This window comes from Fibrobacter sp. UWH9, assembly GCF_900129715.1.
Taxonomy (GTDB): Bacteria; Fibrobacterota; Fibrobacteria; order Fibrobacterales; family Fibrobacteraceae; genus Fibrobacter.
This window is the reverse complement of record NZ_FQWP01000025.1, coordinates 17,188-41,333: the sequence shown is the minus strand read 5'-3', so window position 1 is coordinate 41,333 and position 24,146 is coordinate 17,188. Positions and strand designations below refer to the sequence as shown.

The 24,146-nt window shown below is 43.3% G+C and carries 26 protein-coding genes; 3 read left to right on the top strand and 23 right to left on the bottom strand.

Annotation, left to right across the window (positions count from 1 at the left end; all coding sequences use genetic code 11):
• The coding region (locus tag BUB94_RS14415; protein WP_139258420.1) for a transposase at positions 1-204 on the top strand (204 nt) is incomplete at its 5' end.
• On the opposite strand, the gene BUB94_RS14410 is transcribed toward BUB94_RS14415, so the two are convergent.
• The 10 genes from BUB94_RS14410 to BUB94_RS14365 all read right to left on the bottom strand — a co-directional run bounded on the left by BUB94_RS14410 (position 201) and on the right by BUB94_RS14365 (position 8,443).
• The gene (locus BUB94_RS14410) at positions 201-818 is read right to left on the bottom strand and encodes a tyrosine-type recombinase/integrase (RefSeq protein ID WP_073238321.1); all 618 of its coding nucleotides are present in this window, start codon (positions 816-818) and stop codon (positions 201-203) included. The two genes, BUB94_RS14415 and BUB94_RS14410, sit on opposite strands and share 4 nt — an antisense overlap.
• Before the next feature lie 213 nt (positions 819-1,031).
• On the bottom strand, positions 1,032-1,904 hold the full coding sequence (locus BUB94_RS14405; protein WP_073238330.1) for an ArdC family protein: 873 nt from the start codon (positions 1,902-1,904) through the stop codon (positions 1,032-1,034).
• 195 nt (positions 1,905-2,099) lie between these two features.
• Complete coding sequence (locus BUB94_RS14400) at positions 2,100-2,471, bottom strand: SpoVG family protein (RefSeq protein WP_254793753.1); 372 nt, start codon at positions 2,469-2,471, stop codon at positions 2,100-2,102.
• A 141-nt stretch (positions 2,472-2,612) separates the two neighbouring features.
• Complete coding sequence (locus BUB94_RS14395) at positions 2,613-3,014, bottom strand: hypothetical protein (RefSeq protein ID WP_073238318.1); 402 nt, start codon at positions 3,012-3,014, stop codon at positions 2,613-2,615.
• Between the two features lie 127 nt (positions 3,015-3,141).
• Entirely contained in the window at positions 3,142-3,564 is a 423-nt protein-coding gene (locus BUB94_RS14390; protein WP_112132742.1) for a hypothetical protein, read from the bottom strand.
• Positions 3,565-3,922: 358 nt separating this feature from the next.
• The gene (locus BUB94_RS14385; protein WP_073238312.1) at positions 3,923-4,843 is read right to left on the bottom strand and encodes a TniQ family protein; all 921 of its coding nucleotides are present in this window, start codon (positions 4,841-4,843) and stop codon (positions 3,923-3,925) included.
• Complete coding sequence (locus BUB94_RS14380) at positions 4,844-6,028, bottom strand: TniB family NTP-binding protein (RefSeq protein ID WP_175549741.1); 1,185 nt, start codon at positions 6,026-6,028, stop codon at positions 4,844-4,846.
• 43 nt (positions 6,029-6,071) lie between these two features.
• Positions 6,072-7,889 (bottom strand): DDE-type integrase/transposase/recombinase, encoded by a 1,818-nt coding sequence (locus tag BUB94_RS14375; protein WP_073238304.1) that lies wholly within the window; start codon positions 7,887-7,889, stop codon positions 6,072-6,074.
• Entirely contained in the window at positions 7,882-8,238 is a 357-nt protein-coding gene (locus tag BUB94_RS14370; protein ID WP_073238300.1) for a hypothetical protein, read from the bottom strand. The genes BUB94_RS14375 and BUB94_RS14370 overlap by 8 nt, the downstream gene beginning before the upstream one ends.
• The gene (locus BUB94_RS14365; RefSeq protein WP_139260260.1) at positions 8,228-8,443 is read right to left on the bottom strand and encodes a hypothetical protein; all 216 of its coding nucleotides are present in this window, start codon (positions 8,441-8,443) and stop codon (positions 8,228-8,230) included. The genes BUB94_RS14370 and BUB94_RS14365 overlap by 11 nt, the downstream gene beginning before the upstream one ends.
• Positions 8,444-9,044: 601 nt before the next feature.
• On the opposite strand from BUB94_RS14365, the gene BUB94_RS14360 reads away from it, so the two are divergent.
• On the top strand, positions 9,045-9,968 hold the full coding sequence (locus tag BUB94_RS14360; protein WP_073238294.1) for an alpha/beta hydrolase: 924 nt from the start codon (positions 9,045-9,047) through the stop codon (positions 9,966-9,968).
• 58 nt (positions 9,969-10,026) lie between these two features.
• Here BUB94_RS14360 and BUB94_RS14355 read toward each other — a convergent pair whose 3' ends face one another.
• From BUB94_RS14355 to BUB94_RS14300, 11 genes are all read right to left on the bottom strand, one after another.
• Entirely contained in the window at positions 10,027-11,703 is a 1,677-nt protein-coding gene (locus BUB94_RS14355; RefSeq protein ID WP_073238291.1) for a right-handed parallel beta-helix repeat-containing protein, read from the bottom strand.
• Between the two features lie 82 nt (positions 11,704-11,785).
• A complete protein-coding gene (locus BUB94_RS14350) occupies positions 11,786-12,076 on the bottom strand; it encodes a helix-turn-helix domain-containing protein (RefSeq protein ID WP_175549740.1) in 291 nt (96 codons plus the stop codon).
• Positions 12,077-12,158: 82 nt separating this feature from the next.
• Positions 12,159-12,560 (bottom strand): hypothetical protein, encoded by a 402-nt coding sequence (locus tag BUB94_RS14345; protein WP_139260259.1) that lies wholly within the window; start codon positions 12,558-12,560, stop codon positions 12,159-12,161.
• A gap of 80 nt (positions 12,561-12,640) precedes the next feature.
• Positions 12,641-12,739 (bottom strand): DUF1016 N-terminal domain-containing protein, encoded by a 99-nt coding sequence (locus tag BUB94_RS17540; protein ID WP_346348724.1) that lies wholly within the window; start codon positions 12,737-12,739, stop codon positions 12,641-12,643.
• Positions 12,736-13,062: a BRO family protein gene (locus tag BUB94_RS14335; RefSeq protein ID WP_073238282.1), complete on the bottom strand. Its 327-nt coding sequence runs from the start codon at positions 13,060-13,062 to the stop codon at positions 12,736-12,738. The genes BUB94_RS17540 and BUB94_RS14335 overlap by 4 nt, the downstream gene beginning before the upstream one ends.
• A gap of 71 nt (positions 13,063-13,133) precedes the next feature.
• A complete protein-coding gene (locus BUB94_RS14330) occupies positions 13,134-14,180 on the bottom strand; it encodes a PDDEXK nuclease domain-containing protein (RefSeq protein WP_073238279.1) in 1,047 nt (348 codons plus the stop codon).
• A 914-nt stretch (positions 14,181-15,094) separates the two neighbouring features.
• Complete coding sequence (locus BUB94_RS14320) at positions 15,095-16,072, bottom strand: DUF4238 domain-containing protein (RefSeq protein ID WP_073238277.1); 978 nt, start codon at positions 16,070-16,072, stop codon at positions 15,095-15,097.
• A 17-nt stretch (positions 16,073-16,089) separates the two neighbouring features.
• Entirely contained in the window at positions 16,090-17,364 is a 1,275-nt protein-coding gene (locus tag BUB94_RS14315; protein WP_083538328.1) for a nuclease-related domain-containing protein, read from the bottom strand.
• Between the two features lie 50 nt (positions 17,365-17,414).
• Positions 17,415-18,713, bottom strand: a complete 1,299-nt coding sequence (locus BUB94_RS14310) for a 5-methylcytosine restriction system specificity protein McrC (RefSeq protein WP_073238271.1) — start codon at positions 18,711-18,713, stop codon at positions 17,415-17,417.
• A complete protein-coding gene (locus tag BUB94_RS17080; protein WP_073238268.1) occupies positions 18,713-20,776 on the bottom strand; it encodes an McrB family protein in 2,064 nt (687 codons plus the stop codon). The genes BUB94_RS14310 and BUB94_RS17080 overlap by 1 nt, the downstream gene beginning before the upstream one ends.
• Positions 20,777-20,851: 75 nt before the next feature.
• Positions 20,852-21,601, bottom strand: coding sequence for a DUF4238 domain-containing protein (locus BUB94_RS14300; protein WP_175549739.1), 750 nt, complete (start codon positions 21,599-21,601; stop codon positions 20,852-20,854).
• A 110-nt stretch (positions 21,602-21,711) separates the two neighbouring features.
• Between BUB94_RS14300 and BUB94_RS14295 the strand changes: the two genes are divergently transcribed.
• Positions 21,712-22,668 (top strand): IS30 family transposase, encoded by a 957-nt coding sequence (locus BUB94_RS14295; RefSeq protein ID WP_073238252.1) that lies wholly within the window; start codon positions 21,712-21,714, stop codon positions 22,666-22,668.
• Between the two features lie 14 nt (positions 22,669-22,682).
• On the opposite strand, the gene BUB94_RS14290 is transcribed toward BUB94_RS14295, so the two are convergent.
• Together BUB94_RS14290 and BUB94_RS14285 are read right to left on the bottom strand one after the other, a co-directional pair.
• Positions 22,683-23,123 carry a DUF4238 domain-containing protein gene (locus tag BUB94_RS14290; RefSeq protein WP_073238262.1) on the bottom strand — a complete coding sequence of 147 codons (441 nt, stop codon included), beginning with the start codon at positions 23,121-23,123 and terminating at the stop codon, positions 22,683-22,685.
• A gap of 85 nt (positions 23,124-23,208) precedes the next feature.
• Entirely contained in the window at positions 23,209-24,129 is a 921-nt protein-coding gene (locus BUB94_RS14285) for a nuclease-related domain-containing protein (RefSeq protein ID WP_083538327.1), read from the bottom strand.
• Positions 24,130-24,146 lie beyond the last annotated feature (17 nt).

Below are 24,146 nucleotides of genomic sequence, written 5' to 3'. Positions count from 1 at the left end.
CTCAACACAATCAGGCTGGGCGTGTCAAACGCAAGGATCGAGGCGACGAACAACAAGATAAAGCTACTGATACGGACTGCCTATGGCTTCAGGAACATGAACAACATGCTGTCGCTGATAATGTTGAGCTGTTCCTATGTAGATGTAAAGATAGCCTACGAATGGGAATCGGAATCGAGAGAATCATCTAGCAAGGCTGCCTAAATGCTTCCACACATGTTGATGATGCCTCTTTTTTTATTAACAATCTTGCCGCCCTTACCTTGAATTTCCAAATAGGTAGCACCGTCTTTTAGATGCAGGTGTCCCACATTGGCGCGTTCAACTTCGATGCAACGGAGTCCAAGTGCAATCATTAAATTTACCATGACAAAATCACGATCTGCTGAAATGTTGTGCGATTCCTTGATGGTCTTCAGCAATGTTGCAGCCTGTGTGGTGGAAAGAAAATCGTTGGTGTGTTCTGCCGACGCCTTGGGTACCTTGATTCGCTTCGCTACGTTTTTATAGAGACCTTCGTCATCCAACCAACTAAAAAATACCTTGATTACAGCCATGTACCCCTTGATGGTAGCGGCCTTCTTGCCCGATTCAATTAAAAAATCCTTATAGGCTCGAACGTCGTCGCGAGTCGGATGGGTGATGCCACGTTCACCAATGAATCTGAAAAACGGCTTGAGATTCTGTCGGTAGGTTACTAGGGTCTTGCCGGCAACATCAATGTAATTGACAAAGCGCTCGTACAGGTTATTAAAAGTATCTGTAGCGTCAATGATTTGTGTGTTGGTACGTTCATATCCAATCAGTTTGATGTCCATAATAGTTCCGCAATGTATAGCTTGGTTGAAATGAAAGATGTTACAAAAGTTGGGGATGGAAATACCCCTTTTGTGCTATAGTACCGTGATTCGGGATAATAAAAAAATATTCTGCTAAGGGATGCTTTTTCAAGTAGGGCTGCATTTGTAGCCTCAGTGTTAAGCGTGTAAATACAGGGACTGATTATTCATCAATCCCTGTAGTAGTGCGGTCTAGGCTGCGGTATCAATCTTTTCGCCAAGAATGAACTTAACCGCTTTTTCAGCCTTAGACGATGCCGCTACAATCATCTGTGGATCATCACGCAAACGTTTGATCCAAGACTGAATATAGGCTGCGGAGTTCGTCAACACCTTATTATTTTCGATGCCCAGTTCTGCTAACATCATCGCGGCACCAAGTTCAGCAACTAATTCTTCTTTGGCGTATTCCGACGGGTCCCTGTCGCTAATTTCAAAACGATTTAAGCGTTTTGGAATGCCTGAGGAATGGGTCAGTTCATGAAATAATGTTGAATAATAATTTGCTGAAGACTTGTGGCTACTGAGCGGGGGTACCTGAACTAAATCGCGGCTAGGCGAAAAGTATGCCTCGTCTACATCGTAGTTCTGAAAAATCAATCCTTCGCGGTTGATGTATTCGTTTGCGACCTGCTCGGCGCGTTCTTCGGGCTTGTTGTCAAAGGACGTTTTATCCGCGGTATACTTAGCCTCGATACCTTCGCAATCGTCAATATGAAAGACGCAGTAAGTACGCAACATTGGAATGATTTTTTCCTTGATTATTTCGTTACCGTACATGTCGCGGACGATTTCCTTGCGGGTAAACGGCTTCCAAAAATAAATATGCTTAGAATGCGCACCCTTGCGAACATGACCACCTTCTGCTTGCGCTTGCAAGTAGGTAACGTATTCACCAGGTTGCTCTAGCAGCAAACAATTTAAAAGGGAATACGGATTTCCTGTCGCGTGGCTGACAAATGCGCTGCTGCATGCCCACGGCTTATGCCATGGTATTTCACCCTGCTGGAGGCGTGAAATAATTTCGTTGGTAATCTGCTCATAGAGCTTGTGATTATTGGTCATAATGGACTCCTTGTTTGCCGTTTCAAATCGGATATTTGATTGCTTGGGAGCTTTGGCAAATTCCAGGGAGTGAGTGCGAATGATGAAAAACAAAAAAGGAACCCGAAGGTTCACTTTTGTTAGCGAGTATGGTATCCTGTTACGCGAGTATTTTTGTATGTCGGTTTCGGTTTTGGTTTTGCCATTGTAACCTCCTTACGCAGCGATAGCGGCCTGGTACTTCTCCAACACACAGGTCTCGATGTGTTCACGGAGCAGACGAGTGATGGGATTGCAGATGCAGCGGAAGTCTTCGCCTTTATAGAATGGGTCATTGGGATATCCAACGTACAATCCGTTTTCACCGTCCATAATACGGAGGCCGCGAATCATCATCTGGTCATTCAAAACGACTACGGCTAAGCCTTTCATGTGTCCAATGCTAGGACCTTCCTTGAAGGGAAACACTTGTACGTTGGTTACGCTCAAACAGTCAAATGCAGCAGCTTTATTGCCGTTGTTGATGCTGGATTCCAACTCGTTAATCTTGGCTACGAGTTCTGCTTTCTTCATGGTCATGTAGTTCATAAGAAGTTCCTTTGTTGATTGTTAAAGTCTTCGTTTCAAGACATGTTTGATATCAATGACCATGGGAGCTTTGTCTATTGCCAGGGAGTGTCCGCGCTGATTAGGTAAAGGAAACGGCACCCCATTCGGGATGCCTGTTGGTTATCGGTCAAGTAACATCTGTGCCCATCCAGACCAAGACTGAGCAACATCTTGATCCAAAGTGATGTAGCCATCGCAGCGGCTTTGTCCATGTGGAAATTGTGGATTACGTTTCATGAAACGTTGTGTTGCTACGGCTGGGGTAGGGGTAACATTGTCTAGGCACCACTCACTGATGAGACCTGGATGAACAAGCTTTGGGTCTGTAGTCAGCATTTCCATCAAAGCCTGGACTGCCTGTTTGCAGGTGCTGAAGAATGACTTGCCGTTAAGTATTTTTTGTTTGGCAGCCATCAATCTCTGTTCGTAATATGCAAAATCATCAGCCGCCCATTGCTGATAACTAGCTGCGAGCAGTTTTCCTTTTTTATTGTGTATACGGATAACTAAGCGTTCACCCATGAGAGAATCTCCTTGTTGATGTTCTTATCAAGATATTTCTGATATGGTTCACCCCAGGAGCTTTGTCAAATACCAGGAAGTGGCACCCGCGTATGGTAAAGAAGAAGGGGGCGCGTGGCCCCGTGTGTTAGCAATGCTCCAGCGGATCGTACTCGCGGGCGTCAAAGCTGTAGATGTACGAGTGAATGGCTCGGATGCGTCCACCCTTGAGGGCCGTCTTGGGTCGGGTCTTGTAGTAGCGTCGCTCAGTCACCTCCTTGCGATGATGGTCAACGATACGGCTAACCTTGCGCTCGCAGCACCAGCCGCTAACGCCACAGTCAATGACGAGAGTCTGATACTTGCCAGGAACAAGGCGCTTAGCGAGAGCCTTGGCGTAGGCTCGTTTGTTGACCTTATCGTTGCAGGACAGCTTCGGGTTGTTAAGGTATGAGCTGATGGACTGAATCTGGCCATATCCTGCACCATCTCGTTCGCAGGGTGTTTCATGACGCCACCATTCGTTGAAATCAGGCGCATCAATGGTTCGGTTGCAGCTGTAGTAATGCATAAGCATCTCCTTGTTGGTTTGTGTTCTTATCAAGATGTAATGGATATGCTATAGCCCAGGAGCTTTGTCAGATGTCAGGAATTATGGACGGAAATCGCCGTAAGGATGTCTTACCCCACTGATTTTACAAAGGATTTACATACTGCGGACCGGAAAATAAAAGAAAAAACATGGTCACATAAATTTGATAAAAAATTTTAGCCCCAGATGTAATTCGCTCGAAAGAAACTCAGGGGGGGGGATACGTTTATTGAAACTCTTCAGCCCACGAGACCCCACTAGGGGTTAAAATGAATGCTCTTTTCTGATTTTTTTCAAAAATTTTGATGGGGGGAGGGGGAGGCTAAACGACAAGCCATCACAACCTCTTCCATTCGCTTGGTAAAATCCCTTTGGACTCTATAACACCGCTATCCTCTAACAAATCAAAATTGATACCAAAATAGAACCCCAGCAAGGCTATCAACCTGCAGTCCGCGATACGTCCCAAAAGAACGGTTTCAATTTCGTGGGCAGGAATGACTCCAGTACCAAGCTTTTGAAACCTAGCTGTTATACTTTCGGCTAACCGAAACGTATCTATAACCCCAGTATCATTGTCTACGAAATCGTCTGAAATAGCAGATCGAAATCGTCCATGTAGGTTGTTTCTGCTGAAGGGGATTCTTTTCCCAATAAGTCCCATTAGGTATACAGCATATCTGACTTCCAACTCATCTGCATCAACGGCAATATTGTCTTGCGGAATAGCAGCGTCAGCTGCAGTGAGCGCGACAGGATGACGTTCATAAATCCGCACATTACTATTCTCCAATCTACAATGGTGCCTTAGGCAGACATTAACATCGGGGATTTGATGCGAAACATGATAGTATGCCTCCCCATAAGTAAAACGGTCTTCCTGCACACACCTAGGACAATACCGAAGCATCCTATATACTCTGATGAATTGTGGCGCACGAAAGCCAACAGAATGAATTCCAGACTGCAACCTATTTAGATATGCCTCCGCGGTCCCATGATCCAGGAATATCGCATAATAGTTATACAGGGTATGCATGCGTATGAAATCAGCCATGCCGCCAAAGGAGTCCCTGATTAAATCTAAAACCACAGTGTTGAACGTAGCGGAAAACTCATGGGAAATTTTCTGTTCCAACGGATCTAGCAGATCCATAAACGTCCTTGTTTCATCAGGATAACCAATATGCGCATGGTAACGGCAGATCCAACTATATATCAGCTCGTCAGGGTATATGTCTGGTAAGTAAGCAATCACCTAAACCTCTACGATGGTAAGATGCTTTCGTAGCGCGCTTACGATATCAGTCCCAAGCTTCTTGGCCTCCTGTACAATGTCTGTATAGCTTCGCTGGGCAACTTGAGTCAACAGCGGGGATGGGGCAGGAAGGAAAGGATCGTCCTTCTCCTTGATCTGTGTTGTTTGTGGCAGGTTGGTGGTTGTCACCCTGGTTGCCACATAGCTATGCAGCATCTTCATACGGCTATTATATGCCTCGGTCAACGTTTCGATCCCTAGCATCTCCTTGCCCTTCAGGATTGCGATTTCCTGGGCGTCGTGAACCAACGCTAGCAAAGACGCAGTAACACCACCACAGTGTTCGTACAGCCACGTAGAAAGCGATTCTGTAAGCTGATTTCCCTTTGCCGTGTACTGGTAGCGGAAAAGAATTTCACAGATATTACGAAAATCTTCTCCGTATTCTAACGGTCCATATAGCAACCCGACCGAACGTCTAGCCATCTGGGGAGCCTGCCGGAAGAACGGTACGCATTCGTTGGTTCCAACCAACAAGACGTTGATGCATGCCGTGTTAATCAGCTGCAGAATCATCATGTAAAGCTGCTTACCCGTCTTGTGTTCAACAAGAAACTGGATTTCATCAATAATCAGTGTTCCAACATACAGATGACATATTTGGCACACAAGTCCAAGAACCTGTTGACTGTTTATTGTCCGTTTTTGCGTACTTTCGTAGTAGCTCGTACCCAGGGTTTCATCAATCGAAATCAATATCTGGCAAAGCAAACCCTTGTAGCTTGCATCAAAAGGACAGCTTACAGTCAGTACAGGGATAACCTTACGATACGGTGAATCAACCTCAATGATATCACCCAGCAAACCGACCGCAGTCTGGATACAGGTGGTCTTGCCAATACCGCTATCCCCGATAATGGTTGCAGACGTAGCTCCTGTAGCAACACCATGAAAATCACCTCCGTGAGACCACTTGTAAGTTGCATTGAGCTGTCTGACAGAAGTCACTCCACCCTTCTGCTTGAGGCTCATGGAAGTCATCATATAAAGCTTATTGTAGACTTCTACCGCCATTGTTGTAGGAATGAACACCCTGTAAAGATCCGTGAGTTTCAATAGCCTTTCGTTAGCCGGGAGGCTCCGAAAGTCCGAGGCATACTCCGGCAAGCTAATCATCCTAGCCATAAGTTCCTTGCCTGTGAGCAGGGGAGGGAGAAGTTTGGACAGATCATCCATTGGAAACCTCCTTGATAAAGTCCTTGTGGGTTAGTGATTCTTCGATGCGGCGGGTGTTGCCAATATTTTTAAGGTTGGTGTTCACAGCAGGTTTCTTTGCTGCAGCGATGACTTCAATGTGCCTTACAAGATCTACTTTGCCTTGCAGAGATTCTTCAGCACACTTGGCATTTATTTCCTTCTGCTGTCGTTTCAGTTCCACGACCTCATAGAGGCTCTTAGAAATGAACCTGGAATCTATCAGGGAGAACATGCGGTATCCTTGTTCCACCAAGTAGATGTAGGACACGTCTTCGGGGTTATACGCAACAATAGCGGATCCTCCTGCAAGGTAATTCTCCACGAAACCTTCGCAGTGATAGCGCAGGTGGTTGGCAATCAAGCCGTTTCGGGCAAAATTGCCTACAGTGCGCGGTAATAAAACCAACATCAGTTTCTCCGCTGATACTTTGATTAGGTTCGCTCCAGCTTGATGTTTTCCGTAATTCCAGATGGTATTGGCATAGGGGAGGACACCCTCAGCAAGCATGTTCTCCGTGAGAGGAAACGATTTTCTAATTCGCTTTGTGTTATGATAGATGATGGAATGCACCACGACCCTCTCAAAATCACTAAGGGTCAGGCAAGCGTCCTGACGGTAATCATGCCCTCCACGTTCCTGATAGTCAATGTCAATTACGCCTTTACCTTTAAGCAGGTGCTTATAGTCGTTCTGAATCAAGTCAAAAAACTTCTCCACCATGGACTTTAATTCAGGCCTGAATGAAGGAAGGTTGATAATCATGCAACCTAGCTCAGATAGCTGGGTAAAGTTCTGCGATACATATTCCTTGCCCTTGTCAGTCACAAGTATCGCGGGCAGATCCATACAAGCCCAGTCATCATCACTGATGGTTATACCCATCTTTCGACACATTTCAACCTTATCGCTTACGACGTTCAGGAACATGCTTCGGAGGCTGTACATACCACCTTCCCATCCAAGGGAATATCCACAGCAAAGTCCGCTGTAGGCATCAATACAGGCCGTTAAAACGGGTCTGCCGACCACATTACCGAAGTCATCCTTAAGATATATGTCGCAAATGGTAGCGTCTAGCATACCCGTACCTACGCACGGTGCAAATTGCTGCACAGAACCGCCCAGGAGCGGCCTATGATTCATCTGATAGTCCTTGATGCCGTTACGGCTAATTAAAGCTGTCTGGAGGCTTCTATGAGTTCGATAAAAGTATTTGAACTGATGTAGGGTAGGATGACAGGGGAGAACCTTACCTGATCCGTCACAGTACCGTTCCTTAATCAGCATGGTAAATGTCTCGCTCAAGGTCTTACCGAATCGCGTGTAGTAGTATTTGTTGAGTGCCCATCGGAAGTTCTTCTCGTCGTCCGTCAGTTCCTTCATCTTGATTTCCTTAGGCGCAAGGATTGCCTTGGTATTGTAGGCGAGGTACAGATACAGGTAATTGCGGATGGTTCTTTTGGACAATCCGTTTCTTTCGGCTATCAAGGCTATGGACCTGTTCCGACCCCCGTCATCCTGCAAACAGGTCAGAACAGGGGAGATCAGCGTATATCTGCGCTGACAGATTGCCTGTTCCTCATCGGTCAAGTTCTGCCTGGGCGTTACGCCTGTGCGCGCGTGGAGTTCGCTCTCCGTAATTTCGGTAGCGTCATCCAACACTGTTGCAGAAACAATCCTTGGAGCCTTGGTAGCAGGGGAGCAGTCAATGACAAGCAAGGAGCCATCGGATTCTGCCAAGACACGTATGATGCTGTCATTGGACGCATACAGTTTACTCTTAAGCATCTGAACCGTCCTTATTGATGACAACGCCCCAGTCTGTCACCCCGCGACCATGCCAGAATGACCTTGAGGCATCCAACATGGATACCGTTTGGGGTTTGGTCAGATGTCGTCGGTCAACGCATTCACGGACCATATATGAACCATCCGTCTTGACACAGAAGAAGTCACTAGTGAATTCACCTAGAGTCAATCCTTCCATCAGCTTGTTGCACTGAATGGATGCTATCGATGGATCATTATCCAACACATCCAGGTAACGCGACATGATTGAACTGTATAGCTTGCAGGGGAGGTCAGCCTTGCCCACTTTCCGCTTCTCGCATCTGCTCTTGGGCTGCTTACGCTGCATGATAAAACCTCCTCGCCCAAATAGCGGAATCCGCTAAATTTTTGCGGAATCCGCAAATCAAACCGCGGAATCCGCATTTTTGGTAGCGGAATCCGCACATTCGTTGCTGAAATCCGCTGGAACTTCTGCGGAATCCGCGCATTGCAATGCCGAAATCCGCAAGATGGTCAAAGTCTCGCTTTCTTAATTGCTGTTTTTCGTTCAAAATCGCCAATTTAGTGCCTCCGAAAAATGATTCAACGCAATCCCTCCATATTTTCAATGCAGGGGGAATTTCCACGGTGAGCGCGGACGAATTCCACGGGAAACTGGCCAAAACAGTTCAAAAACGTGGAAAAACCTTTGCACCGTCGGTACAGCCGACTTAGAAACCATCCTACAAGACCTTCACAGGATCCTCGAAAGACTCTGTCAGGAGCCTTCTCAGAGGTCTAGCAAGACCTTGGCAGATATTGGCGCGGAGGCCTAGAATTGCCGAAATTTGCTTGGATTCGGCAATTTTCACTTATAACAGGCCCAGGGAAGCATCAGAATCCTTGTCAGGATCTTGCTGAAGTCTGGGCATGAAATAGGCCAGCGCGTTCGCGGCTGGCTCCTGTAGAATCATGGGGAAGCGTGGAAAAATCCTTCGCACTACGTGGAAAAATTTGTCGCATCGCTACAGTTTTGTTTTAGATTATTTAGTTTACATAATCCGCATTATAGAACAAATATTTCTAGGTACAGGGGAGGCGGATATTTGGTTAAAACAGCCTATTTTATTAAAGAAATCATTCTAAATTCATTTTAAAATATAGGTGGTTCTTATGTCCCAGACCAGTGAAAAATATCGTGTTGAATGGCTTGCAGCCGACCAGTCCCGTGATGCCGGGCTCGTGGAGCCTGCAGACGTGATTGCGTTCAAGGATATTCCGTACGGGAAATTCGGGGACTGGAATCTGCTGGATCTATACATTCCCAAGGATGCCGCGCAGAAGCTACCGGTAATCATCAGCGTTCATGGCGGAGCCTTCGTGTACGGCCAGAAGGAATCCTATAAGTACTACCTGATGAGCCTTGCCCAGCGCGGATTTGCCTGCGTGAATTTCAACTACAGGCTTGCTCCCGAATACAAGTTCCCGGCAGCCCTGGAAGATACAGACGCCGTGTTGCACTGGGTCCTGGAAAATGCCGACAAGTACAATCTGGATACCGAGAACATCTTTATGGTGGGAGATTCCGCCGGAGCAAACTACGCGGCACTTTATTCAATTTATTGCGTGAATCCGGAATACGCCAAGAAAGTCCAGGACGCTTCCAAGGAATGGTTCGGGAAGCCAGCGGCAATCAACCCACCAGCAGGTTTTGTTCCGCGGGCTGTTGCCTTGAACTGCGGCGTATACGACTTGACGGAAGACCGCGACAATCACGCCGACATCATGCTGGACCTATTCGGTGAACATCTGGAAGAATGTTGCGAATACATGAACGTGATGGACTATCTGACAGTCAATTTTCCGCCAGCCTTCGTAATGACGGGCGAGTACGACTTCCTGAAATTGCAGAACCACCAAATGGACAAGGCTCTTTCAAGGCTGAACCTCCCCCACGTCTTTAAGTCCTACGGTAACGCCGAAACTAAGGAAATCTCCCACGTTTTTCACGTGAACATGAAACTCCCCCTCGCCCATTTATGCAATGACGAGGAGTGCGAATTCTTTAAAGAAAATACTATCCGAACGATTCTTTGATATAGCTGATCTGACTTATGTTGAACCTTTTTGAAGGTTTTCGGAGCTGTATTCGCATCTACTTCACGTTGACTTTTTGCAGATGGTTTCCCTGGCGGATGAGGTAGATGCCGGGAGTTTTGATTTTTTCCAATTGCATTTTTCCCAGGTAGCTGCCTTGCAAGTCGAATACGGTTGCTTCGCCAGAGATCACCTTGAATGTTGCGACGTTCGTGTTGATGGAAGTCGTGCTGTCGGAGCTGCTGGATTCCGCGACGGAATTACTAGATGCAACAGAACTGCTGGACTTGATGATTCCGAATTCATAAGCGCCCAGGTCCGGAGCCGCCCCTACAAAAGACTGGCCAATGTTTTCGCCCTTGTCGATGGCGCGGCTGTCCTCCTTCAACTTCAGAAAGTCCAAATCGGGAACGCTACCATCGGCGTTACGCGGGCCCAAAATTCCAGGAATCTTGGAAAGGTCCTCGCCCGTCACCGTCAAGCTGGGATCGTCGAGACTCATGAAGTCATCTTCCGTCAGATCCAGCTTCAAGTTCCAGGTGTTGTTTTCGCCGGCAGGGCAATCTACATACACATCGTGAGTAGCATCCTTCATCCAGCAAGATCCTATCTGGGAATTCTTATTCGGGATGGCGATGTTGTTCTTCAGCACGTGGGCATTGTCGCCAAACAAGGGCATTACATCTGCCGTGCGATTTAGGTCCGCGTCATAAGTTGTGGAGGCCATACCGAATGAGCGGTCTCCGTTTTTATAAGCGGTGTTGTTGATCCAAGTGCTTCCTGCATTGGTATAATTGGAATAAAAACCGTTAGCTACGTTATTCCAGGCCACACAATTTTTAATGATATGATGGCCGGCACCTGTGCGACTGTAACCCATCTTAAAGCCGTGGCCATTTACTCCCGGAGGCGTTGCGGTTCCATACTTGATATAACCATTGCCCATAGCATAGCTGTTTTCTACAATGACAGGGAATTCCTGCGCAAGAACATCGTAGCCGTCGTCGCTGTTCCACCAGGAACGGCAACCCACAAATCTTGTAGTATCGCCATCGTACTGATAATGTACGCCAAAGCCATCGGCATTTTCGCCGTCGCCCTGCCAGCCCGTGGGGTCGTAATTGTCGTGGGCGTCGCAGTTCAATACAAGATGGCCACCGCCTCCAGAGGCTCCGTCATGAATGAAAATTCCCGGGCCCGCATTATGATGGCTGTCAATTTGTTCCAGAATAATATGCTTACTGGCGTAAAGGAAAATTCCGGAATTGGAGTTGCACTTCATGGGAGTGTTGCGGACTTCGAAACCCTTCAAATGCAGGTATTTTGCCGCCACCACAATGGGAGACGTAGTCATGACGCTGTCGATGGTCCCCTTGTTCCTGCAGGCTTGACCGATAGGGAGATTTGTGCCGTCAAAAATCGGGCGTTCCCCAGGGTATGCAAAGTAATAAATGCGCTTGTCGTCGCTTTCGCCGCTGGCGGTCAAAAGAATGCCCGCCGTCATCTCGTAGCGCTTGTAGTAAACCGTATCGTTCAGGTCGTAGACTCCCCCACGAACCCAGACCGTATCGCCAGCATGCACAACGGCATTCGCCTTATTGAGGGAAGCGAAAGGCTTTTCCTTGGAACCGACGGCATTATCGTTTCCGCCAACAGCCACATAATAGGTTGCGCCAAAGGCCTGGATGGCAGCCATCATGGCTAACCCTAACGAAAAAAAGAACTTCTTGTCCATAAACACCTCTTGCTTTCATTTATAGTAAATAAATGAAGAATCATCAACGAGGATGCATGGATTTTAGGATGGAATTGTAATTCTACCCATTCCCAAAATCAAAGAATATTGACGGGTCGCATTCAAAAACCTTGCCAAGCGCAATAGCCATTTTCTTGGACACCGCTCGACGCCCGTTTTCAAGATCCGAAACATAGTGTGGAGAATTGCCAAGTTTCTCTGCCAGTGCAGCTTGAGACCAGCCGCGCATATCACGACTGGCGAAAATCATTTCACCGGGAGTTGATTCCGCAAAACGATTTTTAAACAAGTCCGTATCTTCCCAGGAATCAGACTCATCGTCCTTAATTACAACATTTTCTGGCTTATACATATATAACCAACGCCTTATCAATAAACTTGTCCAAAGCATCATGCATATGCTTTCGGTCACTTTGGGCGACAATCAATCATACTTAGTCCAATTCAATTGCGAACACACTGTATTCGCAATTAGGTAAAGCGAATCTTTTTTGAAATATTTTCGACTTAATAAAATCCAGCATTTCTACATAGGAAAGTTCTCCAATTTTCTTACCAGACTTTTGAGCATATTCACACAGCCTTTTAAGATCCATATTTAAAGATGGAGGAATCTTATACGGGTCAGGAAAAGGTTCAAGTTCCTTTTGAACCTTGGCAAGAGAAATACTTTTGTTCACATTTTCAAGACTAAGCCCTGACAACTCGGCTGTTTTCTCGATTCCGACCATATCGGCAACTTCTGAAATGACTTTCGGTATAACCAAAGATTCATTATTTGCAAGCGTATCCTTGAGATAGGTCCTTAGCCTTTGTTCATCATTATTATCAAGCATTTTTACCTCCATAATTTGGCGATATAATACATTGGGCAATTTGTGACATTTGAAATTGCTCAGGTTGATATCTTAAAACGTTATTTGCATAGAAAAAGATTTTGCCCCCATGTCAAAAGTGCAACAGCCTGTTGCACTTTTGGCGAACTTTCAGAAAAACGCTCATAGAATTTTTTCATATTCCAAAGATTTCTTGGCGCAACCCCCATATCCGGAAATGGCAGGCATAGCGAGAAAGCTTGACATCGCTGATTTCACGTTGTGCACCTTTGGCGAGATTTATCATTTTGCCAACGTCGGCAAAATGATCAGCAACATCAATTCCACTAGCTTCACACGCCACTTTTGCTCTATCAACAGCATCTTCGAAACGACGCCATTGCGTGTATTCCAATGCCGTCTGCAATTCCCTCGCGTACCAGAATTCGATACCGTTTTCGTCTACATGCTTGATGCTTTCAAAAGTTTGCTGAGAATAAGTTGAGATTTCTTTTTTTGCCATAGAGCCTCCTGTGATTTGTACTTGTTAGGGGCGTCTTGGCAAATACGGGAATGCCGTATAAAACAAAGACATCATCCAAGAAGACTCTCCAGTTCTCTCTGCAATTCATCTCTGTTTGGCAGGTAGAGCTGATAGCGACTTACAAACAGGTTGTTTTCTATTCCCTGTGTCGCATATTCCATCAAAAGTTGATCCTTATGAGCCCCAAGAACAATGCCAATGGGCGGATTATCGCCATCAGCAGACTTTTCCACCTTGAAAAAATTCAGGTACATATTCATTTGTCCTACATCATAATGCTCAATCTCGCCACTCTTCAAATCAATCAAGACAAAGCACTTTAGAATGTAGTTGTAAAAGACAAGGTCCACCTTGAACTGGCGAGCGCCTATCTGCATCACATACTGACGACCGATAAAAGCGAATCCACGGCCAAGTTCCAACAGGAAGTTCTGAATATTCGTGACAATCCTATCTTCAAGTTCACCTTCCAAGCACGTTGACTGGTCCTTAATTCCAAGAAAATCAAAGATATAAGGGTCCTTGACAAGGTCTTCTGGTTTTTGAAGCTGAATGCCGTTCTTGCTCAAGTCCAAAATTTGCTTTTTGTCCTTGCTCAACGCGATACGATGAAACAGCATGCTTTTCATCTGCCGCTTCAGTTCCCGTACACTCCAGTTTTCCAATTCGCATTGTTTAGCGTAAAAGCCAATTTCAAGTTCAGAATCGGACTTCAAAATTTCGGTATAGTGGCTCCAGCTCAATTTTCCAGACACTGTCTGGAATTTTGGAAATCGTACATAAAATTGCCTAATCATAAAAAGATTGCTTCTGCTAAAACCCTTGCCATAGGCAATCGTTAAATCCTTGGACAACCGAACAAGGAGTTTATCGCCATAAGAAGCTCGGACATTTCCTTTCTGTTCGAATTCTACAATATGCCGACCAATGTTCCAATACGTCCGTACCAGGGCATCGTTTACTGTCTGCAACGCCCTTCTACGATTTTCTGCAAGCAGTTCGCCAATGCACGAAACAAGGTCCTTGTAATCTTTTTTAGTTACAACATCGGCAAAAGAATAAACAGCGTTGCCCACGCCAACAACCTTTTTTACCATAAAAATCTCCTATGTCGTGATTCCGCAGAACCACAACGGCAAAGAACATCATTTTCCCCACGCCGGGAAGATGATCGATAGCATACTTTTGATTATGAAGATGTTCTAGTTTTGTTGTTGGCGGGGGCCTTCCCCGGCGTTACCTGGCGCAATTTCACCTTGCGGCGAACTTACGCTCTCGAGCAGGCTGCGTCTCCTGCCAGCTATCCAACAACATCAACCAGATGGTTAATGAACCTTGCCGCGAATGCACGTACGGACTTTTGTAAGTCTATGTCGACTGTCGCAAGGAGTGATGAATTTCAGAATGAAATATATGCAAATGCAAGAGTAATTTCAAGTACCTTGATTGTCAAAAAATAATCCACTTAAAAGATGCAAAAATGACTATATTACTTTACATGAATTTTGATGAACTTCATAAGCTCAGTTTCAAGAACAGGGGCGTATTGTCCACAGCAACTCAATGCGGATGTTTCTATTGCAAACGATTGTTCGCCCCATCTGAAATCACAGAGTGGACTGATGATGGCGAAGAGACCGCGCTTTGCCCCTATTGTTCCATTGACAGCGTGATTCCCAATTTAGACAATACTCTTAACGCGGAATTACTTGAAACGATGAATCAAAAGTTTTTCTGAGCCCATTTTGCCAACATCGGCAAAATGGTTGTATGAAACATTTTTTTGGACGAAAATTTCGACCGCAATTAATTAAAGCGTCTAAAAGAACAACTCCATCTGAAATTTTCCACTCACTGCGTGGAAAATGATTGAAAAGAACTTGTAAAATTGAACAAAGTATGTCGCCTTGGGTGAGACTTCTGAGGCATTGACGCAGACGAGAATATTGTTTACGACGAAGAGAAACTCTGGGATCGGGGGTAGAAAAAAGTGCTACGGCACGTAGCACTTTTACAATTCAATCCCCAGCTTATCTTTATTTGCAAAGGCAATGTGGCTTTCTGCATTTTGCAGCAGAAGCTTGTTTAGGAACTCAACATCGCGATCGCATAAAGGCTTGATATCAAAGCCGTAGTCAATGGGAACGTCATTGCGATTTTTTGAAACTCTCGCAGGGCGAAGCACGTTGCCATTGCCAAAACCTAGAACTTCGCGTATAGAGCCGACATCAATAGAATATTTTGAATTATCAGCCAAAAGTTTATAGAAGCCGCTCATAGAGATTGCTGCTACGTTCCTTGATAATGGCATAACTACGTAATCATGAGGAGTAGTTGAGCTCAATGCTTGTGCAGCATAGCTGCTTTGGTATCTGAATATCAAGTCTTGAAGGATTTCGTATTTTTCATACGCAAGTTTACCCATATACCATGCATTCCCCTTATCAGGAATCAGAAAATCACGGCCACAATCTTTTGAACTTACAAGAATCAAATAGGATCCCGTGATGTCCATTGCATGCGCAGCTATACTCATGTTTGTATCCGATGCGCCATAAAATCTAAGCTCTGCGAGTTCTTCCCTACGTTTGCAGTTTAATACTCGACCAATATTCTCGGCAAATTTACCAAAAAGGCGAATTCTTTCGGATTCATCAATTTCTTCAAGAAGTTGTTTTCCAAAGGCGTCTTCTGCATCGAAACGTAATACTGAAACCAAAAGAAATTTCTTCAAAAGAAACATTTCTTCAGCAGACAATGTCAATTTATTCGAAGCCGAAATAATCTTCTTATGCACCGGAGCAAAAAACTTTTCGATTTTATCATTCAGATCATGCTCCAGCTGTTCGGGATAATACCCTTTCACACTGAATACGGAGCGCGTATTCCTTGCTTCCACGGCTTTGGAAGCAAGATCCATATACTGAATCTTGTCATCTTCACAGAAGGTACGAAGGATGAATTGCGGGATGTAGTGGGAACGGAGCATGTTTACGATTCAATGCTTTAATTCTTGTAGCATTTCAGAAGTCTTTCTATGATATCCTTCTGTCCTTGTGGAGATAGCTTTTGTTTAGTACGAATGGAGTCAAGTTCTTCTGAAAGCCGCTCGATTCTCCAACACTTGATTGCAGCTTTGCTATCCCAGGCTTTAATATCTGGATTAGCCCAAATTACGATAGGTTCGACAAACGCTTTATCGTTATTACGACTAAAGTCTGCGTCAAGGAAGGATTTTAAGCACGCCGCATGACGGCGAGCTTCTATAATAGGATTCTCGCGATCCTTTAGTTTAACAATTTTCTTACCAAATTTCTTTGTCACAATCGTGTCGGCAATTTCATATTCGCCTGTCAAATTTTTGACTTCTAGGGCATAAACTCCCCATGGCGAAACAAGGGCGATATCAACATCCCATTTTTTTTCCTTGTCAATATGCAAATTTCTGAAAATGTGGCAAGATCCATCAAGTAGCTCTCGCAGAGCTTCAACGACACGATCCTCCCCTATTTTTCCTTTGCGATTTGCATCTATGGCAGCATCTATGTCATCGATCTTCTTGAATAAAGTCAAATCAATAATCTTGTTGATTGAAAAAAGAACTATTAAAGCTAAGATTATCAAAACAATCCATGAGAGCCAGTTCATATTTATGAGTTCATGGATAAAACCGCTAATGGTATAATGATTTGCAAACCAAATGACATATCCAAGTGCCACGAAAAAACAACTGGCAAGGGACGCCCCTAAAATTAGCCCGCGCTTTTGAAGGTATTTTTCACCTTCCTGGGTCATATAGCTAGAATAATCGGCCGTAACACAAAGAGGGCCTGGTCCTTTTGCAACTTTCCTCATTTCAACATTGGTCAAGTGATTGAGAATAATTATACTAGCCTGACGAACTTGAGGAGAAGACGCCAAGCTCCAAATTGCATAGCCTAGGTCATTTACATTAATCTTTCGACTATTAAGGACGTCTCTCAAAGTCGCATTTGGCATACCCGTACGTTTGTCAAAAGGCCATCTCACTTCGTATGCTTCATCCAAAGTTCTTGGGATTCCGCCTTTATTGATATAATCCCTAATCTTTTGACTCTGATCAGCTAATAGGACTTCGCTAGCGATACGAACATTGTCCTTCTCGTTTGCTGTTCCTTTTTGTAAGTCCTTTATTGTCAGACAACCATTGTCCAGGAGTTCACCCATTGTTTTCTGGGAACCCGGCCAAATGACCGAACGAGCTTTAACAACAGGCATAAAAGGATATTGGGAATTTTGCATAGTCTAAATATAAATCAGGATTTTCAATAACAATGCATTTAAATAAAAAACTACACCCTCGGAACTTTCACAGCAATTTTATAAAAATTAGTGTATTGATCTACTTGCTGTGCATTTCTTAGCAATGATTCCTGATCAAAAGAGTCTTCTTTATCACCATATTCCGGGTATATGACAACGCAAGGCGGAACATTTTGAATGTCGACAATGCTATCTCTAAGCCAACCAAGCGTCTCTAGTAATTTTTTATCTCTAGCGTAGCCACTAATTTCTTGAATGTCTTCCCACGCAACAGGCGTATCGCCTTCATAATAAGGCTTATACTTGGCATCCATTATCAATTTTTCAGAAGTACCTTCATTTGCGATTTTCAAGAAATCACAGCGACCAGCAAAGCCCTTTTCCTGAAATAGAATCTGATTGGGATATGTCTTGCTCAATTTACTGAACACATACAATTCAAATAAACGGGGCATGTCTATCCAGTAAGGCGGAGTTTCCTTCGATTCTTCATCTAAATAGGTAATTGAGTTGTCAAAATGACGAAGGATCATCTTGGCAACACGAACTGCATCTACATAGTGACGATATAATTTATTTTGGGAAACTCGTGCAACTTGGTGTACTTCAACTTGATCAGATACACTCACAAATGCAGCAAACAACCTATTTAAACGGCTTTGTAATTCAACTCGCTTTCTTTCAAAACTTTTATATGAGCAAATTGAACGGTATGCAAAATTCAAAGCTTTTTTCAAAAGTCTATTTTCAAGAATATCCTCTGTATACTCTTGATATCTACAGTACGCTCTATCCTCACGCTGATTACAAATATTCTGCTGAATATGTGCTGGCACATATATTTGACCGCGTACTTTCGAATTAAGATTTTCTTCCTGAGACTTATATCCTTTTTTCAGCCCTCGTTTTACCAAGTTCTCTAAAAGGGTGATATAGTGTAACAGAATTAAAGGCGTAACTTGGCAAAGTTCCTGCGGAACTTCAATCCTTGGAGAATCAAATTCTATTCCATAGCACTTACTAAAATAACTTGCTTCAGGATCTGTATCAACGGCAAGAGCTGTCATGAACATTTCAACAAAGTCAATATCCCTCACCATTTCTTTGGGTGTTACGGCTACAGCAACCTCCCCCTCTATCAACCAAGATGCCCCAATATAATAACCGCAACGAAGAGAATCTTCAGAATCCCATTCTAGACCAAGGAACCTTGGCTTTTGCATGTATCCATATTGAGAAAAATGAAGTGCAGAAACCTGATCCTTGAGCTCAGCGCTCAAGGAATTTAGAGACAGCACTTCATGTTCCTGCGACTTAATTAGAAACATTAATTAACCGACTCTATGAATCCTTGAATTGTAGAAGAGGCTGGCTCAGCCTTAATGATTCCATCCTTATAGTATTCCTGAAGCAACGGAAGAATTTCATATTCCCACTTCATATTCAACTCAGGAATATCCTTAGCCAGGAAATAACTATGACCAACCATCAAATCATCGATATTCATATCGACTTTATGTTTATCCAGGAATTTCTTAACGGAATCAAATAACGGCAATGCCAAACCTCGTACTGTATCATCATTATCAGATTCAACAACCGTTCTATCCGCGACTAAAGTCTTGAAAGCAAAACGTCTACGAATTGCATAATCTATAGAGCCAACACTTCGGTCTGTCGTGTTCATCGTGCCAATGATATAAAGGTTTGAGGGCACAGTAAAATCAAGCTGAGAATAAGTAAGTTTTGCCTTTACTTCATTCACCTCGCCTTCACGTTTGTCGGGTTCCAGCAATGTTATCAACTCACCAAAGATTCGAGATACATTACCGCGATTGATTTCATCTATAATTAAGACATAAGGATTGGTGCAACCACGAGCGACATCACATATCGTTTTAAAAATTCCCGGACGAGGTTCGTAGCTTACACCACCCACAACCTTTTCATTTTCGTCCTTGACAGGAACAGCCTTCAAGCCTTCAACAAAAGATTCGTAATCCATAGATTGATGGAATGTGACAAACGCAATTCGACCTTCATCAATTCGCTGACGATAGAGTTTCATCAATTCAGAACGCGTTTCAAAACCGTCAACATCCTCACCGAGAATTTTCAAGGCAAGCTCTGCAGTCTTGTAAGTTTTTCCTGTACCAGGAGCTCCCTGAAGAATCACATTTTTCTTTTTTGCAAGAAGTTCTTTCAATCCATCCATTTCTTCCTCTTCTTCAGGCTGATCAATTTCTAAACCAGAATCCTTATTTTCAAGTTCACCATACTTTACGCTACCCCATTCGGAATCAACTTCAAAAATTGTATTCTGAACAGTAGAATTCTTTACCTTATGTTTCAATCCGGAAGTGGTCACTTCTGAATCAGGATTGTAAAATTCCCATTTTTCAACATTGATAAACTGTCCCCATGTATCTTCTGTACCTGAATTTGCACTCAATGTTTCATAATAGCATGGACAATCTGAAAAAAAGACATCGCCTGAATAATCAAAGAATTCGTGTTTCTTTGAATCGGTAACACTTGATAGTTTTGCTTCATGAGTTGCATTTTCTTTCAAGAAAGCCTTTGCGCGTCCAGCTGCAACAATTCTTTTTTCATTGGTCAACAAAAGAATGTCATTTTCTTTTATTTTTCTAATAACATTCAAAAGTCTTGTAACCGTAGCATCTTTTTGGACGCCATATCGTTGTTGCACAATCCAGCGATTTTCAGAAACAGCCTTAACTATTTTATCATCATAAGACAATCTAGCTATGTAGTAACGAGTTCTCTTGTCGTATTCTTCCCATTTTTCCCAAAGCCTTTTGCCAAATTCCCAAATATTTTCTTGAGGAGTTCTTTGAGAGACCAAATGACGATACAAAGCTGATATCGGAGCCTTGGAAGCATCAATCATTCCAGATTGAGCGGCAAGATAACGCAAGGACTCGGATTTATAGATGGATATCAATCCACCATTGGAATATAAAAAAGCTATTTTCCATTTAAAGGTATCAAAGAAGCCTTCGATTCCATCAATTTCTTCATATTTACCTTCATGAGCAGCTTTGATAATCTTTTTTACATTCGCTAAAACATTAGCTGAAGCTTCTTCAAATGTTTGCCCGACTTTTGGAAGCCATGCATAGCCATTACCAGTCAAGCCTGTTTTTGCTGTTTTTTCACCATCACCGATACGGTAAATACCATACTTGTAGGCACTACCACCACGGATACCGCCAAGATTTTTAGTTTTAAACTCAATCCATCGGCAGAAATAGTTGTCATTTTCACTGGCAAGACCGGAATAATCATCCAAGGTCATAGCCATAGCCTTCTCATAAGGGAATGCTGTCAAGAAATCAGTAAGTTGCTGGGAACACAAAGAATTACTCATACATTAGCCTTTACTTTGGATTTAAATATACCCTATTTTGTACAAATAGACTTGTTCCATGGTAATAAATCTAATCTATTGTGGATGACAAAGATTGACTTGCAGAATATCTTTAGGCACTGATTTCATTTTTTCTTCGTAGAACTTGTCAAAATCCATCCAGTTTCGTTTGCCTGCGTTGACTTGGTCAAAAAATTCCATACACCAGCCATGCCAAATGGGATTGCGTATCCAAGTCCATAAGAAATCCGGGTTCCCTTGATACGCTATTCGCAACATTTCTGACTTTATCGAAAAAATTGACAGTTTAAAATCAATCATTGGCAAAACAATAGACGAAAGAATAATCAGCGCGTCAGGATTATCGGGAACTTTCAAAGTCCTTACCGGAGAAGGTTGTTTCTCCACATATACTTTCCAAGAATCCAAATACATCGGAATATCGATATTGCTCGCCTTGAAATAAACATTGTTTTCCGCATTTATGAACTGTAGGTTGTTCAAGGCGATAACGTCTTTCTTTGAATATATGTGAACTAGACTCTTATGGGGAAATTTATAGACCTCAGAATCGTATAAACACACAACCCTTCTTGGAGTTAATGGAATGAATATTTGAAGGCCCCTTGTTGCAAAACCACTGCAGTTACAAGCAGTAAACTTTTCCAACAAAGGATTTTGGCAGACAACAGGATTATCCGACAAAACAAAATCTTCGTCAGTCTCATTATCAAGAAAAATACAAGTCAAATCACAAAGTGCTGGGTATAGCATTATTGCAGAATAAACTGCCGTTTGAGAAAGCGTGCTATAACCCGAATTCAACTTGCTAATGCATAATCCGAGCGGAATCAGAAGGCAGTAAAAAAGGCTCCCGAACGGGAGCCAGCTAGGATAGCTAAATTGCAGCCTTCTCTTACCACAAAGAGGTTGCATTGAAACATCTTAGCCAAGAGCAAAGATACATAATTCAGGGAATGTTGTGTAGTCGTTGCTCTCAGAAACAGATTGCCGAGGAAGTCGGCTGTTCCCAAAGTACCATTTCAAGAGAACTGAAGCGAAACCGGTCTCGAGGAGAGTATAAGGCAAGGACTGCTGACGCCAAAGCGGTGAAGAGGACTAGGCAAAACCATGTCCACCCCAAGTTCAAAAACTATGATTGGCGTATCGTTGAAGCCAGTTTGCAGTGTTTTTTAAGCCCCCAACAGGTCAGAGAACGGTGCCGGAAGAGGAACCTCAAATGTCCATGCGTAGAGCTGATTTACCGACATATCTGGGACGATAAAAAACACGGCGGAAATCTTTACACGCATCTTAGAAGGAAAAACAAGAAGCATGCGTCCAGAGGCCGTAAAAACGACTACAGAGGCCGCATTGTCGGTCTTGTGTCAATCGACAACCGTCCGAAAGTCGTTGACAGAAAGAACCGTTTTGGAGACCTTGAGGTTGACCTGGTCATTGGCAGGGGTCACAAGGGTAAGCTTCTCACGATAAATGACCGAGCCTCAAATAAAAGCTGGATCAAAAAGCTGAGTAGCAAAAATTCCGATGAGGTCGCTGCAGCCATCATCGAAGTACTCCTGCCGTACAAGGGAATGCTAAAAACAATTACCTCGGATAATGGAAGGGAGTTTGCCGACCATGCAATCGTAGCGAAATCATTGGGCATCAAATACTATTTCGCACATCCATATCACTCTTGGGAAAGAGGAGCCAATGAAAACATGAATGGATTGATTAGACAGTTCATTCCCAAAAAAGCAAGGATTGAAGATATTGATGAAAGTTTTATAAAATGGGTTGAGGATAATTTGAACAACAGGCCAAGAAAGCGACTTGACTATTTGACCCCAAATGAATATATTTCGAAGAAGTTCAACATTATGCGTTAGCGATTAGAAATCGCCTAATCTTTTTCCTTTAATTCATCTGGAATGGAATCAGGACCGTAATCCCGTTCGTAGAGGCCCGCGAGAATTTTATTGTGTTCTTTATCAGTGTCGGCGAAAAATGTTTTACTTTTCTTTGTTCGCATGGATTGCAATGCTGCAAAAGCAGCAAAACAGCAACGCATTTTATTAGGAATTTTTTCTTTTTCCTGTTTTAGTTGAAGAGCGTCTCTAAAATACTCTGCACAATCCTCTTCAATGCATCCCAACATTCGTTCAACGAAACCGTCATTGCCATAGAAATAATCTTTGGAGCATTCTCCCTTTATGGATGAAGTTTCAAAGACTTTTCCAGAGGAAAGAACAACTTTTTTTAGGCTTCTTCCATCTTCAGAAAAGTTCCGCAGATAGAACTGCGGAACATAATGCTGGTTCTTGGTGTGAAATTGCTTTTGCATTAGTCAATATATCTTTATCAACCATTAATGTTATTCTTTTTTCAGTTGTTCTGTCGGTTTATTTGCATAAACGATTTTTCATTAATCATCCAATCATCTTGCCATAGCTATCGCAATTTTCGCAGCCTACAACATAGGTTTCATTGAGTTTGTGTATTTTCAGGTTGCCATTGCATTTTGAGCACTTGTAATTCATTTGTTTTACGGAGCCGCAACCTTTGCAAAGCAACTCATACTGTTTTAAAGTATTGTTATAGCCAATGGAATAAGTTTCCTTGCAAGCTTCGCAGGCGGGAACTTGGACTTCTTCTATTTTTCTGTAGACTGGCTTTACATGATGCAAGCTTATGATGTATTGGACCGTCTTCTCCAGATCTTCCGCAGGCAGAACGTAACCCGGATCTTTATCCAACAAGAAATTCTTTACGGTATCACGATTCTTATATGAATCGTATATTTCGAGAATTCTTCCTGGTATTAAATCCGCTTTCAATACATTCTTGCAATACTCTTCATTGCTGGTAGAGTAATCGATTATTCCCGAGTCAGATATTGCAACGAGAGTGTGTATGGGCATGGTAAGAAAACCGCCCTGTTTATTCAAGAAATGACTTCTCAAGGCTACACGATTTTCCTGCAAAACACTTCTTAAGGCATCTCCTTGCATTTCTGCCTGGACCATGGGACTCTTGGTTCCTATCCACTTGTTGTTTGTTTGCTGAAAACAACTCCATTGCAGATTTTTATCAAATCGTAAATGAGAATTACATGTTTTGGACTCTACAATAACAAAACAATACTTGGTTATAATAAGATGGTCTATTTGGAAAAATCCTTTGCCATCAAGAGTCTTTATGTAAAGATTGTTCAAAACATGGATGTCTTGATTTTCAAAGAACTTTCTATGCAAATAAAAGGCCATCTGTCGTTCGGATTCATAGCCTTTTTTAGCATTTCGATTTAGGAATTCTTCATTTACTAAGGATTCAAGTTCTTTTCTAATCATAGCGATACCATTGCAAA

What these genes read in the sequence shown, in the direction of transcription:
- BUB94_RS14395 (WP_073238318.1), bottom strand. Translation starts at nt 3,014, where the DNA reads ATGGGTGAACGCTTAGTTATCCGTATACACAATAAAAAAGGAAAACTG.
- BUB94_RS17540 (WP_346348724.1), bottom strand. Translation starts at nt 12,739, where the DNA reads ATGAAAAAATTCTATGAGCGTTTTTCTGAAAGTTCGCCAAAAGTGCAA.
- BUB94_RS17080 (WP_073238268.1), bottom strand. Translation starts at nt 20,776, where the DNA reads ATGAGTAATTCTTTGTGTTCCCAGCAACTTACTGATTTCTTGACAGCA.
- BUB94_RS14335 (WP_073238282.1), bottom strand. Translation starts at nt 13,062, where the DNA reads ATGGCAAAAAAAGAAATCTCAACTTATTCTCAGCAAACTTTTGAAAGC.
- BUB94_RS14405 (WP_073238330.1), bottom strand. Translation starts at nt 1,904, where the DNA reads ATGACCAATAATCACAAGCTCTATGAGCAGATTACCAACGAAATTATT.
- BUB94_RS14355 (WP_073238291.1), bottom strand. Translation starts at nt 11,703, where the DNA reads ATGGACAAGAAGTTCTTTTTTTCGTTAGGGTTAGCCATGATGGCTGCC.
- BUB94_RS14315 (WP_083538328.1), bottom strand. Translation starts at nt 17,364, where the DNA reads ATGCAAAATTCCCAATATCCTTTTATGCCTGTTGTTAAAGCTCGTTCG.
- BUB94_RS14350 (WP_175549740.1), bottom strand. Translation starts at nt 12,076, where the DNA reads ATGTATAAGCCAGAAAATGTTGTAATTAAGGACGATGAGTCTGATTCC.
- BUB94_RS14345 (WP_139260259.1), bottom strand. Translation starts at nt 12,560, where the DNA reads ATGCTTGATAATAATGATGAACAAAGGCTAAGGACCTATCTCAAGGAT.
- BUB94_RS14285 (WP_083538327.1), bottom strand. Translation starts at nt 24,129, where the DNA reads ATGATTAGAAAAGAACTTGAATCCTTAGTAAATGAAGAATTCCTAAAT.
- BUB94_RS14320 (WP_073238277.1), bottom strand. Translation starts at nt 16,072, where the DNA reads ATGCTCCGTTCCCACTACATCCCGCAATTCATCCTTCGTACCTTCTGT.
- BUB94_RS14330 (WP_073238279.1), bottom strand. Translation starts at nt 14,180, where the DNA reads ATGGTAAAAAAGGTTGTTGGCGTGGGCAACGCTGTTTATTCTTTTGCC.
- BUB94_RS14410 (WP_073238321.1), bottom strand. Translation starts at nt 818, where the DNA reads ATGGACATCAAACTGATTGGATATGAACGTACCAACACACAAATCATT.
- BUB94_RS14380 (WP_175549741.1), bottom strand. Translation starts at nt 6,028, where the DNA reads ATGGCTAGGATGATTAGCTTGCCGGAGTATGCCTCGGACTTTCGGAGC.
- BUB94_RS14390 (WP_112132742.1), bottom strand. Translation starts at nt 3,564, where the DNA reads ATGCATTACTACAGCTGCAACCGAACCATTGATGCGCCTGATTTCAAC.
- BUB94_RS14370 (WP_073238300.1), bottom strand. Translation starts at nt 8,238, where the DNA reads ATGCAGCGTAAGCAGCCCAAGAGCAGATGCGAGAAGCGGAAAGTGGGC.
- BUB94_RS14290 (WP_073238262.1), bottom strand. Translation starts at nt 23,123, where the DNA reads ATGCAAAAGCAATTTCACACCAAGAACCAGCATTATGTTCCGCAGTTC.
- BUB94_RS14400 (WP_254793753.1), bottom strand. Translation starts at nt 2,471, where the DNA reads ATGAACTACATGACCATGAAGAAAGCAGAACTCGTAGCCAAGATTAAC.
- BUB94_RS14375 (WP_073238304.1), bottom strand. Translation starts at nt 7,889, where the DNA reads ATGCTTAAGAGTAAACTGTATGCGTCCAATGACAGCATCATACGTGTC.
- BUB94_RS14310 (WP_073238271.1), bottom strand. Translation starts at nt 18,713, where the DNA reads ATGTTTCTAATTAAGTCGCAGGAACATGAAGTGCTGTCTCTAAATTCC.
- BUB94_RS14360 (WP_073238294.1), top strand. Translation starts at nt 9,045, where the DNA reads ATGTCCCAGACCAGTGAAAAATATCGTGTTGAATGGCTTGCAGCCGAC.